General features: G+C 38.6%; 11 protein-coding genes. 7 read left to right on the forward strand and 4 right to left on the reverse strand.

Annotation, left to right across the window (positions count from 1 at the left end; translation table 11 throughout):
- Positions 1-19: 19 nt before the first annotated feature.
- The 4 genes from QNH17_RS05115 to QNH17_RS05130 all read left to right on the forward strand — a co-directional run bounded on the left by QNH17_RS05115 (position 20) and on the right by QNH17_RS05130 (position 5607).
- Positions 20-1774 (forward strand): FTR1 family iron permease, encoded by a 1755-nt coding sequence (locus tag QNH17_RS05115; RefSeq protein WP_283877717.1) that lies wholly within the window; start codon positions 20-22, stop codon positions 1772-1774.
- 105 nt (positions 1775-1879) lie between these two features.
- Positions 1880-3211: a polysaccharide biosynthesis protein gene (locus tag QNH17_RS05120; protein ID WP_283877718.1), complete on the forward strand. Its 1332-nt coding sequence runs from the start codon at positions 1880-1882 to the stop codon at positions 3209-3211.
- A gap of 99 nt (positions 3212-3310) precedes the next feature.
- Entirely contained in the window at positions 3311-3829 is a 519-nt protein-coding gene (locus tag QNH17_RS05125) for an RNA polymerase sigma factor (RefSeq protein WP_283877719.1), read from the forward strand.
- Between the two features lie 35 nt (positions 3830-3864).
- Complete coding sequence (locus tag QNH17_RS05130) at positions 3865-5607, forward strand: aromatic amino acid hydroxylase (RefSeq protein WP_283877720.1); 1743 nt, start codon at positions 3865-3867, stop codon at positions 5605-5607.
- A gap of 63 nt (positions 5608-5670) precedes the next feature.
- Here QNH17_RS05130 and QNH17_RS05135 read toward each other — a convergent pair whose 3' ends face one another.
- From QNH17_RS05135 to QNH17_RS05145, 3 genes are all read right to left on the reverse strand, one after another.
- Positions 5671-6306 (reverse strand): Bax inhibitor-1/YccA family protein, encoded by a 636-nt coding sequence (locus QNH17_RS05135; RefSeq protein ID WP_283877721.1) that lies wholly within the window; start codon positions 6304-6306, stop codon positions 5671-5673.
- A 49-nt stretch (positions 6307-6355) separates the two neighbouring features.
- The gene (gene mscL, locus QNH17_RS05140; protein ID WP_283877722.1) at positions 6356-6751 is read right to left on the reverse strand and encodes a large-conductance mechanosensitive channel protein MscL; all 396 of its coding nucleotides are present in this window, start codon (positions 6749-6751) and stop codon (positions 6356-6358) included.
- 72 nt (positions 6752-6823) lie between these two features.
- Positions 6824-8326: a response regulator transcription factor gene (locus tag QNH17_RS05145; protein WP_283877723.1), complete on the reverse strand. Its 1503-nt coding sequence runs from the start codon at positions 8324-8326 to the stop codon at positions 6824-6826.
- A 198-nt stretch (positions 8327-8524) separates the two neighbouring features.
- Here QNH17_RS05145 and QNH17_RS05150 point away from each other — a divergent pair, with 198 nt between their 5' ends.
- The 3 genes from QNH17_RS05150 to QNH17_RS05160 are packed head-to-tail and all read left to right on the forward strand — an operon-like array spanning position 8525 to position 10687.
- The gene (locus QNH17_RS05150; protein WP_283877724.1) at positions 8525-9100 is read left to right on the forward strand and encodes a DUF6230 family protein; all 576 of its coding nucleotides are present in this window, start codon (positions 8525-8527) and stop codon (positions 9098-9100) included.
- A gap of 17 nt (positions 9101-9117) precedes the next feature.
- A complete protein-coding gene (locus tag QNH17_RS05155) occupies positions 9118-9504 on the forward strand; it encodes a DUF6114 domain-containing protein (RefSeq protein WP_283877725.1) in 387 nt (128 codons plus the stop codon).
- A gap of 13 nt (positions 9505-9517) precedes the next feature.
- Entirely contained in the window at positions 9518-10687 is a 1170-nt protein-coding gene (locus QNH17_RS05160; RefSeq protein ID WP_283877726.1) for a hypothetical protein, read from the forward strand.
- A 197-nt stretch (positions 10688-10884) separates the two neighbouring features.
- On the opposite strand, the gene QNH17_RS05165 is transcribed toward QNH17_RS05160, so the two are convergent.
- Positions 10885-12117, reverse strand: coding sequence for an aminopeptidase (locus QNH17_RS05165; RefSeq protein ID WP_283877727.1), 1233 nt, complete (start codon positions 12115-12117; stop codon positions 10885-10887).
- Between the last annotated feature and the right edge of the window lie 97 nt (positions 12118-12214).

Raw genomic sequence — 12214 nt, forward strand, 5'->3', positions numbered from 1 at the left:
ATATAGAGGAGAGAGAAACATGTTACGATTTAAAACAAAAAGTAAATCTATTTTAATTCTAATGATGTTCTTCGTTTTTTTTCAAACCGTTCATCCGGTGAAAGCGGAAGTGAATCATGATGAACTTTTCGTTCTAATTGGTGATAGTTTAATGAAAGCCAAGGATGGAGACCAATCAACCGTTTCCACCAATATGGAACAGTTTGCAACAGAATGGAAAGCGATTAAGAACAAGGATAGTGAACAGGCTAAAAAGGTTGAACAAGCGCTTCACGAGGTTCAGAGTTTACTAACTAAAGGGAAAATAGAAAAAGACGTTCTGTCAAAAAGTCTTTCATCTCTTTCCAGTGCGGTCGTTCTTTATGACCAAGAACAAAATCCACAAGATAAAAAAAAGGGAAAAGAACAAGTAAAGCAGATGATACCGCTCATTGCCACATTCAAGAAATCGATTGAGGATGGAAATCAGACAGTATTGAAAACTCAATATCAAACCTTGCTAAATAAATGGAATGCTTCGGAAAAAATTGTCCATGATGAGAGCATTGCCACCTACGGCAGTATCGAAAAATACATGGCTTTAATTCGAATCGCAATCACCCAGAATCCGGTCGATTTAGATAAGGCGAAAACAAATATCGAGAAGCTATCAAGCGAAGTGGAAAATTTCTTAGCAGGGAAGGTTTCTAAACAGGTTCAAGGTGATTATTCACTGTCGGATCTTTCAACATTATTGAGTAAGGCAGAATCACAGATTTCACAAGAAAACTATAAAAGTGCCGAGAACCTGTTAAATGAAGTCCTTAACGTTTGGCCAATGGTCGAAGGGGATGTTCAGACGAGGGATAGTAAACTGTATAGTGATCTTGAAACCAAAATACCTACAGCTATTAGTCTCTTAAGTTCTGCTAAAGTCGATGGTCCCAAAGCAGAGGAGATTGTAAAAGAAATAAATTCACGTCTTGCACCGCTAATTAGTAAAACTGATTATTCACTATGGGATGCGGCATTAATTTTGCTGCGCGAAGGGTTAGAAGGGTTATTAATCGTCGCTACATTGCTTGCCTTTTTGAAGAAAATGGATCAGGGTGCGAAACAGAAATGGATCTGGGCGGGTGTTGGAGCAGGTATCCTAGCAAGTGCTGTATTAGCCATTATAATTAATATTGTATTTTCACGTATCGTTGCAGCTTCCAGCCGAGAATATATAGAGGGAATTACTGGAGTTGTTGCTGTGATTATGATGTTAACAGTTGGAGCATGGCTCCATAATAAATCCAGTATTGGGAACTGGAATAAATATATTAATCAACAAATGGAACAAGCCATTGCCAAAGGAAGTTTGGTTTCTTTTGCTTTCATTAGTTTTCTGTCTGTGTTCCGTGAAGGAGCAGAAACCATCATATTCTATACAGGAATCACCCCATACATTAGTATGCAGCAATTGGTTCTGGGTGTAATCCTGGCAGTGGGAATCCTAGCTATTGTTGGGTTCGCCATTATTTATTATAGCGTAAAAATACCGATTCGCTTTTTCTTTAAAGCGGCAACTATTCTTATTTATATTTTAGCCTTTAAAATCCTCGGTATTAGTATCCATGCGCTGCAGATTTCGGATGTGTTGTCGACAAGCACCGTGCATCAGCTTCCGTTTATTGATTGGATTGGTTTATATCCAACTTTGGAAACAACGATTACCCAGTTATTATTAGTTATCGTCATTCTGGGGTTGACTTGGATGATCAAAAAGAGAACAGTCATTACTAACATTTAAAAGGACCTTAGGTCCTTTTTTTGTTTCTGTTAAAATTTTCTCCTACTAATCAAAGAACTTGTCTCATAAGTTTATATAAGTGAGATTAGTATGGAGGAGAAAAAATTGAGGATTTATTATAAGGGAATATTCTTTTTAGCTGCCGCTGCATTTTTGGGGGAAGGTATTGAAGTTTTAGTAAATATGATTCTTGCTCGAGAGTTAGGACCACACGGGCTAGGACTATATATGTCCATTTTGCCATCGATATTCTTCATTGTTTTGTTAGCAAGCTTTGAGCTGCCTGTATCAATTTCAAAATTTATTGCAGAAAGGGAAGACCGTTATCACCGTAATATCCTTCATCATGCCATTACGATTACGATTGTATTCTCGGCTGTCCTTTTTTTAGCAGCTACTGTGATCATTCCGTTTATTCCTGTGTTTGATAAATATCATCCATATGTTAGATGGCTTGTTTTAATCTTAATCCCAATCATTTCCTTTACGTCCGTCGCGAGGGGATATTTTATGGGAAAGCAACAAATGGGGAAAATAGCAGTATCTAACTTTTTAAGGAAAACCATTCAACTCGCTGGATTGTTTCTCCTCTTTCGTTTGTTTGCCTTTGACACATCCGAGTCATTGTTAATCGCAATTGGTACATTTATTGGAAGCGAGATTGTTGTGTTCCTATATTTATTCTACATGTTCATTATCCAGTTTCAGCAATTGAAACGACAGCCATTTTCTAATTTGAAACGCAAGGTAGTCCAGAAGAATTTAATGTCAGTATCGATTCCAACCACGGGTCTTCGGTTGTTTTCAGCATTCACTGGTGCCATACAGCCCTTTATCATTAAGGCAGCGTTGGTTCGTTCTGGAATGAGCGAAACAGTAGCGACCGAGCAATTTGGGCTGTTGATGGGCGTGGCCATGTCAATAGGATTTTTCCCAGCATTTATTGCCCATTCCCTTATGGTCGTTCTAATTCCCGCTGTATCCAAGACTTACTCACAAGGTGATTATCAAAGGCTCCATAAAATGCTTCAACAGGTGATGAAGCTCACCTTTGTATATGGGGTTGCAGCAGTAGCTATTTTCTACTTTTTTGCACCGGAGTTAACTTCGCTATTTTTTAAATCAGAAACACCAGCTATATTTTTACAATTACTCTGGCCATTTTTCTTATTCCACTTCTTTATCATGCCAATGCAGGCCTTTTTGTTTGGACTTAATTTACTTAAAGAGACATTTATTCATATCATATGGTCGACCATCATCTCCTTTGCTCTCATTCTACTGCTTGCGGCAATGCCAGAATGGAGAATGAACGGGGTTATTATTGGGATGAATACAGGTGCTGTTTTGTTGGCGCTTATGCATTATATAACCATTTGCAAAAAAATCGGGATAAGTTTATTTATGCAGAGGCTCATTCAAAATCCCACTGAATGATAAATTTAGAGAAAAAATTACTTCAGTACTGTAGGGGTTATACTTTCCACTTCGTCTATTAATATGAAAAGGGATTTTTCAACATGGAGGTTTAGGAAAATGAAAAATGAACGTACCCCATCATTTGAAGAAGTGGTCATGGAATACGGAAGAGCAATCTATAAATATATTTTATCATTGGTGAGGCATAAAGAACTTGCGGAGGACATCTATCAGGAGGTATTACTCTCTGCTTATTTAGCATATCCTTCAATAAAGGAGCAATCGAAATATAAAGGATGGTTTTTTACGATTGCCATCAATAAATGCCGTGACTTTTGGCGGAAAGAAAATAGATCCAAGCAATTTTGGAGGGAAGAAGTTTATTCCTATTCAGCCTCTTTCGAACCAACAGTCATCCCAGAAGAGGAAGTGTTACATAAATTTTCTGCAGCACAAATGGCTGAAAAGATTAACCTATTACCGGAAATCTATAGATATCCTATTTATCTATATTACTATCAAGATTTTTCTCTCGTCGAAATTGCCAAAAAAAGTAACCTTCCCATGTCTACGGTCAAAACAAGAATGAGAAGGGCAAAGGAAAGACTCCGACCAAAAATGCAGTCACTCGCATGATACCAGTAAATTCTTTGTGAAGGAGAATGTTCACCATGACTGGAAAAGGAGCAAAAAGAGGCCAGGCGCACTTACAGCCATACATTTCAAAACAGTATTACCATCGTTATACACCCATTGATCATGCAGTATGGCGATTTGTCATGAAGCAAAATCATTATTTTTTAAAGGATATCGCTCATCCCGCATATGTAAATGGCTTGAGAGATTCAGGTATTAAAACTGAATCCATTCCAAGGGTTGACGATATGAATAAGAGCCTAGCAAAAGTCGGCTGGGGGGCCGTTACGATTGATGGGCTTATTCCAGGTTCCGTATTTTATGGATTTCTGGCAAATGGCCTTTTACCGATTGCGACAGAAATAAGAAACATTCAAAACATTGCCTATACCCCTGCACCGGATATGATCCATGAAGCTGCTGGACATGCGCCGATTTTATTAGATCAATCTTATCGGGAATTTGTAAGGAAAATTGGTGAGATGGGGGCAAAAGCACTCGCTAGTAAAGAAAAATTAGAGGTGTTTAAAGCCGTCCGCCATTTAACCATTGTTGCAGAAGATCCTAATTCAACCCCTGAACAGGTGAAAGAGGCAGAAAGGCTTGTGGCAGAAGCAAGACAAAAGGTGAAGGGTCTATCTGAGGCCGATATGGTTTCAAGGCTTTTCTGGTGGACGGTGGAGTATGGCTTGATTGGTGACCTTTGCGATCCGAAGATCTATGGAGCTGGTTTGCTTTCATCTGTAGGTGAAAGTCAAAGCTGTCTAGCCGATGACGTGAGAAAGATTCCATTTTCAGTTGAGGAATGTATTAAGACACCTTATGATGTTACCAAGCCACAGCCGCAATTATTTGTCTGTAAAGATTTTAATGAACTAGCAGGTGCCATTGATCAATTTGCTTCGACAATGGCATTTAAGAAAGGCGGCACGGAAAGCCTTGAAAAAGCTTTACAATCTGATAATCTTGCAACATTTGTTTTCTCGTCTGGCTTGCAAGTGACAGGGACACTGGCAACCATCTGGAAGGATGATAAGGGAGAGGCTGTTTATATCAGAACCAAAGGGCCGACCGCATTATCTTTTGATCAGAAACAATTAAATGGTCATGGCAAAGATACACATCACAAGGGCTTTGGAACACCAATAGGAGGTCTGGAGGGAAAGATAGCATTAGAGAAATGCTCGCCCACTCAATTAAAGGATTTAGGCATCATTAAGGGCAGCAAGACCGTGTTGAAATTTGAAAGCGGTGTCAATGTGAAGGGGATTGTTAAGTCAATTTTGATGTCAGAAGGAAAGCCCATCTTAGTCTCTTTTAAGGATTGCCAAGTAACCTATCAGGGGCAAGTCCTATTTGAGCCCTCATGGGGGACGTATGATATGGCTGTCGGTGCAAGAATTACATCAGTTTTTGCAGGCGCTGCAGATCCAGACGCTTTTTTTGATTGGCCAACAGATGAAACAAACAGTATGGAGGAAGCAGAAGTTCAGCAACTGAATGAATTAGAAAGGCTTTATGCGGAAATTCGCAGCCTGCGTGAGGGACCGGAATGGAATGAACAGAGTTGGTCTCGATTAGAAGAGGTAATAGCAGCCCTAGATCAGAAATATCCAAGTGAGTGGTTATTACGACTAGAAATACTAGAAATCTATAAGTTGCAAAATAACAGTCATCCCAATGTGAAAATTATTTCCGAATTATTACGAAACAAAAATTGGGGGAAATCAGTTAATCAGGTGATTCAACGCGGATTCACTTTAATTAATAATAGATAAGGAAAAGGAGCTTGGGGAATCCAAGCTCCTTTTTATAATGTCCAGCATAATTCACTTTTCAACTTAGTCTTTACTCGATAGAATTCCAAAAATACGAAGGATACTAACAAATAGGTTAATAAAGTTCAAGTATAAGTTTAATGCCATCAATGGTACTTCTTCTGGTCTAACCCCGTAATGCTTCATACGGCTGAAATCAAACAGAACATAACCGCTAAAAACGATTACTCCAATAATGGAGAAAGCAAGCATTGCTGTTGAGCCCAATGGAAAGAAAATATTATAAATGGAAATAACCACTAATGCTAGTAAAGCAGCGAGCAGAAATCCACCTAAAAAGGAAAAGTTTTGTTTTGATTTCGTTGCATAAATAGCCACACCTGTAAAAACCACGGTCGTACTAGCAAATGCCATGACCACCACGTTTGCTCCTGCTGCAGCTGTGTAATAGGCTACGATGGGGTAAAGCGTAATTCCAGATATAAACGTAAAGAGATATAGGAATGAATAAGATATGGCCTTTTTACGTCTGAAAAAGAATGCGATTATAAGCATGACAAATTCTAGAATTGCTAGCGGCATAAATAAACTGTCTGGTACAAATACACCTGCCATAGTCCCTAAGAAAGCAATCGCAAGAGAAAGGGCAAACGTTCGTATAACAGAGGGCAAAAATTCAGTAGATGTTTGTGTATACAATATTTTCACCTCAAAAATTATTTGTTACTTAACATATACGATAAATGGGTCAAGATGTTTCATTTTTTCTAAAAAAATCTTTATCTTCTTTTAGAAGATCGCGAATCTCTGCTAATAATTCTACTGTTGGGTCCGCTTTTACAACAACTTCCGCGGGTTCTTCTTTCTTCTTAAAGCGATTGATAAACTTCACAAATAAGAATATTGAAAAAGAAATAATTAAGAAATCAACTACCGTTTGAATAAATTTACCATAGGCTAATTTTCCGTAGGCAAGTTTTGAAAAATCAAAATCAACTCCTCCGATGATTACCCCAACTAAAGGCATAATAATATCAGCGACAAGAGATGAAACTATTTTTCCAAAAGCTGCACCGATAATAACACCAACAGCTAAATCAATAACATTGCCTTTCATGGCAAACTGTTTAAATTCACTCCACATAAGTACATCCTCCAAGCTCTTTTCCTAAATATACATTGTATCCTTTAATAAAATAATATTGCAAGCTTTGTATTATGAGATTAAGTTCATCTTAATTGCTTTTACTGCTGCATCCGTTCGATTTTTTGCAGCTAATTTTTGAATAATGATCGAGATATAATCCCGAACTGTATAACTGCTAAGATGAAGAACCGTCGCTGCTTCATTAATGGTGGCACCGTCGGCAATTAACTTTAACACCTCTTTCTCCCGCTGTGTTAAGACCCCATTGGAGTTTCCAAATTGCTGCAGTGCCTCATCTCTAATCGAAAAAAGCAGTTCCCCAGCATAATGCCCGAATTTTATAAGTGTGGTTAAGGTTTGAACAGAAACCTCAAATTGAGAATCCTCTCCTTTGTCTAAAAGGGCAATCCCAATTAACTTGCTCTTGGTTGGCACAAATATGGGTAATACCACTAAGGATTTCAACTTATATTCCTGAACATATTTTTTCGGTAACACCTGCGCTGCATCCGCAAAATATAGGGGGTGAGAATGGTTTAAGGTATGGAAATATTTTTTGATTAAAGGGAGTTTGAAAATTTCCTCCTTAATCTGCTGAACAGAGGGATTGTTTACATTATATCCTGAAACGCCAATTCCTTTCCCCTCGAAATGATTGTACATAAAAAGAGCGCAGCGATTAAACGGCATATATTCGACTAACCCTGTCGTAATTGCCTTAACAGCCTCATCCGCCCCGCGTGAACGTAATAAGTGCTGTAAAAAGAGGAGCGAGGCATCTTTCCATTCCATCTTACTTTCTAGATGGTGTAGTTTTAGCTGCCGCAAATACATCCCTCTAATAAATTCGATTTCATGGTCGGTAATCGGAGAAGCACTATTTTCCAGACCTATTAATAAGGTGTCATTCAAGCAAGGGATACGGATCATGGTATCCTCTTGTCCCTTTGTTCCTAATAGTTTCGAGATCGCCATAGATAAGTGGTCGATTTGACCTGCTTTTAAACTAGTGGACATCTCAATTAGATGCCTTTCCACTTGATGTTGCTCTGAACAGACTACACTATTAACCTGATATTCTTCATGCTCCTTATTGACGACAGCAATCCATTTTATTGGCATGATGTTAGTTGTGATAATCGTTTTTATCCATTTTTGATTCCGCTCTTCAATATCTTGTGTTAACAACGTCTGGTCAAGTATTCTCGAAAACACGGATTGGACAGCCTGATGATCGAGAAAAGTGGAAGAAACCATGACAGATAACAGCTTATGAAATATATTTTCAATCATTGTTAACAAGAATATTGACTCATTTTCATCATATTTCGTGGCGAAACGGTTGTGCCATTCCGTATGGAGGGAAAGGATGAAGGAGTCTACACTTGAGATTTTATTGTTAGCAACCTGTTGGAAAGCAATTTGAATAATCACATTAAATTCATCTACTAAACTATCTTTTCGGTATTTTAATGTAGATAAGACTTTTTTCCATTCTTTCATAAATGGTTCTCTTAGTTGAAAAAGAATAGAAAGCCCCTTCTGTAAAAGTTGTTCCAATTTGTGCTCCATGTGCCCCCACCTCATCATGAACTGTTTTAATATTCTTCGTTGGAATATTTTTCAATATGTCCGTAGTAATAATTCGCACCCGACATTTGACGGGGTGCTCGTATTTTTCCGATAGATGACGTGATTGTGGCTGTTATATAACCGTAGTAAGGTAATAAAAGAGTAATGTTTAAAAATTCAGAAAATAGGAGAGTGCGTATGGAAAGTTCAATTCAATCTGTTGAGGGGATGACAAGTAAGAAAGTTTTTTGGTCGGCTTTAGGTACTGGAATTTTGGTATTAGCGTTATTATTAGTCTCATTTGGGATTTCAGGTGTAGCCTATGCTGTCCCCATTGCTGGAGTAGGTGATTTCTATGTAGAGTTCGACAAGTTAGAGGGGAATGGCTATACCTTCTTTCCAAAAATGGGTGAAACAAGCAGCTCAGATTCAGCCCCACAAGGCACCAATTTAATAGAAAATTTGACAATTGATCATTTGCAATTATACAAGGATTTCAAAGTTGGCGGACAGTGGATTCGTGTCAAGATTACTGCATCTAAACCTGTACAAATTACCGGTCTGCAACATGATGCAGGTTTAATTGAAGCGGATGCAAAATTCACAAATTTAGCGCTAAAAGAAAATCATAGTGATGATTGGCAAAAACAATTCCAACAAACCTCCTCAAAAATTACTTTAGAACATGCAAAACTAAAAACGCACTATCTTTTTCAGAAAACAATTAATATGAATGGAATGAGACTGACAGTTGAAAAGATTGATAAGAAATAAGGTAGGGGGGGAGATAGATGAAATTCACTAAATGGCGAAAAGCCAGGCCCATATGGGGGGCTTTCATGACAATAATCAGTGGACTCATGATTTCATGGGTACCATTAAACCTTTATTTAAGTACATTCTTACCAGGGTCGATTGCAATCATTGGCTTACTCTTTGGAGGATTGCTTACTTTGATTGGAATTGTAGCCTTATTTTTTCCTAATGCTTCTAAAATTCTTGGAATCTTTACTATTTTTCTATCGATATTATCCGTTATTGGAGCCTTAGGAGGGTTTCTTTTCGGGACTCTCTTTGGAATCATCGGAGGTGCAGCACTGCTGGCATGGCGGCTAGCACCAGTGAGAGTGAAAGTTACACCCCCAACTGATTTGGAAAAATCAACCCACACTTTCTAAAGGAGAGCAAACCATGTGGTGGAAAAGCAAGAAAATCTTGTTAATCTTTTGTCTCCTATTTCTTTTTTTAACTATTTTTGAAAGTGGTGAAGTAGTAAAAGCGGAGGACCAAAGTACAGAAGGGTTTGTCATTGAGGCAGATCGAGTCGTTGGTTCGGGTATTACAGTAACCATAATTAAACAAGATACCGCTGCAAATAATGGGAAACTAATGATTCGTTTTCATTATAAATCCGCAATGATATATGGAATGAAATTAACCAAACAGGTGAATTCACCAAAAGGTCCGGTAACTATTAGTTTAAAAGCAAATGGACCAGTTAGTGTAAAGAATATGATTGTTGATACTTCAGCTCTTTCCTTTAAAGGGGCTTGCCTAAACGCGGCGGAAACTGTTCCAGAACTTGGGATGGAACAGGTGGTTATGGTAGCTCATTCTTTAGAATCCGAAAATAGTATTATTAAGCAGTTAGTCCTTAATACGGTTTCCGGCCAGTCAAATGCAACAAAGCCTGAGAAGTTGGAAATAATTCAAGAATTAAGTGCACTTCCCGTTAATCAATTGGATAAAGAGCTTAATAAAATTTCAAGTGGACATTTGCCTCTCACATGTGAAGATCGTTCCAATGTAGATAAACCACCCGATGACATTGGGAAGATCACTGAACCTGTTAAAGAGGTGATTAATGTTGTGACGAATCCCGTGGAACCTATTACAAAACCATTGGTGCCAATCGTTGAGCCAATCGAACCTATCCTGAAGCCGTTGGAACCAGTAACAGATCCACTTGAGCCAGTGTTGAAGCCCGTCGAGCCTGTCACGAAACCACTTAAACCAGTTATAGAGAAAATTGACCCTATTGTTAGTGGAACTAAGGAAAAGGTGGAACAGGTTGTAAAATCCGTTTGTATTCAATTAGAGGAAGCAAAAGGGACGGTTACAAAAGAGCTAGCTTTGTCATTAATTGATGAAGCCATAACAAAGAAACAAACTTTGAACTCCATCTGTCAAGGTGACTCATTGACAAAAGAATTACAAAGCTTGGAGGAAGACCTATTAAAATCACTTGACCTTGTTGGCATATTAGGAAAAGTTATACCTGAAAATCCACTGGACCAACTTAATAAAATGCGTGAAAAAATTGAAAAAGAAAAGGATGGGGCAATTATATTTTCACAATAGAAAAAGAGCAGGAGATCCCTGCTCTTTAAGTTTCTGAACTTAGATTACTGCCTAGCTCCAGCACCCTAGCGGCTAGTGTCCTTCGCTCTCCGCCCTACGATAAGTCAACATCGAATCACCTCGGGCTCTTCGTGTTTCCTTTATCTCGGTTGGAGCGCTCCAGGCCATACGCCGCTGAACAGGGTGCTTACGCTTTATTAAAATGCCCAATTCCCGCCTCTAAACACGGGTTCTGTTTTGCCATCTGCGGTGATTCCATCGATGTCCATCTCAGTGGAACCAATCATGAAGTCGACGTGGGTGATACTTTCGTTTAGACCGTTCTCTTTCAATTCTTCAGAAGACATTTTCTTTCCGCCTTCAATACAGAAAGCATAGGCACTTCCGATTGCTAAATGGTTTGAGGCATTCTCATCAAATAATGTATTAAAGAATAGGACATTTGATAGGGAAATTGGTGAATTATATGGTACAAGTGCAACCTCACCAAGATAATGTGAGCCTTCATCAGTATCAACAAGACGCTTTAGAATTTCTTCGCCTTCTTCTGCTTTCACGCCAACAATTTTTCCATTTTCAAATGTAATTGAAAAGCGGTCAATAATATTTCCACCATAGCTTAAAGGTTTTGTACTAGCAACTGTACCATTCACACCTGTTCGATAGGGTACAGTGAACACTTCTTCAGTCGGCATGTTTGCCATAAATTCAAAGCCCTTCTCATTCACACTGCCTGCGCCTACCCAGATATGTTTTTCAGGAAGTTCAATCGTTAGGTCTGTACCAGGCGCTGTATAATGAAGCTTTTGGTATCGTTTTTCATTTAAATAATGAACTTTTTCATGAAGGGTTTCATCATGTTTCTTCCAAGCTTCTACTGGATTTTCCACGTCTGCACGTACTGCTTTAAAAATTGCATCCCAAAGCTTATTGACTTGGTTTTCAGCAGGCTCATCAGGGAATACCTTTGCAGCCCATGCAGGTGACGCAGCGGCGATAACCGTCCAACTCACCTTATCGGATTGTACGGCCTTCCGATAATTGGCCAATGCTGTTCCGGCAGCTTTATTAAAGTTAGAAATCCGTTCTGGATTCACACCTTTTAACAAATCTGGGCTAGTAGAAATAACTGACATAAAGGCTGCACCCTTGGCTGCTAGGTCTTCCATTTCTTTGGCACGCCAAACAGGATACTCAAGGAAAGCATCATCTGGAGCTAAGTCATATTTTGTTCTCGTCACAGTATCGTCGTTCCAGTTGACGATGACATTTTGAGCACCAGTTTCGTAAGCTTTTTTAACAATTAGACGAACAAAATTCGCTGCATCTAATGTAGCATTAACGACTAGAGTTTGACCTTTCTGAACATTTACACCAACCTTAACAGCTAGTTCAGCATATTTTTCAAGTGTTGTTTGAAATTCATTCATATGTATGCCTCCTTTTTCTGAATCTTTCTATATTGTAGCGTTATTAATTGGAAAAAGAAACTATTACCAATTAAGTTTGAGAACGTCTATAAAATGA

The organism is Neobacillus sp. SuZ13 (assembly GCF_030123365.1).
GTDB lineage: Bacteria > Bacillota > Bacilli > Bacillales > Cytobacillaceae > Neobacillus.

What these genes read in the sequence shown, in the direction of transcription:
- QNH17_RS05115 (WP_283877717.1), top strand. Translation starts at nt 20, where the DNA reads ATGTTACGATTTAAAACAAAAAGTAAATCTATTTTAATTCTAATGATG.
- QNH17_RS05125 (WP_283877719.1), top strand. Translation starts at nt 3,311, where the DNA reads ATGAAAAATGAACGTACCCCATCATTTGAAGAAGTGGTCATGGAATAC.
- QNH17_RS05130 (WP_283877720.1), top strand. Translation starts at nt 3,865, where the DNA reads ATGACTGGAAAAGGAGCAAAAAGAGGCCAGGCGCACTTACAGCCATAC.
- mscL (WP_283877722.1), bottom strand. Translation starts at nt 6,751, where the DNA reads ATGTGGAGTGAATTTAAACAGTTTGCCATGAAAGGCAATGTTATTGAT.
- QNH17_RS05145 (WP_283877723.1), bottom strand. Translation starts at nt 8,326, where the DNA reads ATGGAGCACAAATTGGAACAACTTTTACAGAAGGGGCTTTCTATTCTT.
- QNH17_RS05150 (WP_283877724.1), top strand. Translation starts at nt 8,525, where the DNA reads ATGGAAAGTTCAATTCAATCTGTTGAGGGGATGACAAGTAAGAAAGTT.
- QNH17_RS05155 (WP_283877725.1), top strand. Translation starts at nt 9,118, where the DNA reads ATGAAATTCACTAAATGGCGAAAAGCCAGGCCCATATGGGGGGCTTTC.
- QNH17_RS05160 (WP_283877726.1), top strand. Translation starts at nt 9,518, where the DNA reads ATGTGGTGGAAAAGCAAGAAAATCTTGTTAATCTTTTGTCTCCTATTT.
- QNH17_RS05165 (WP_283877727.1), bottom strand. Translation starts at nt 12,117, where the DNA reads ATGAATGAATTTCAAACAACACTTGAAAAATATGCTGAACTAGCTGTT.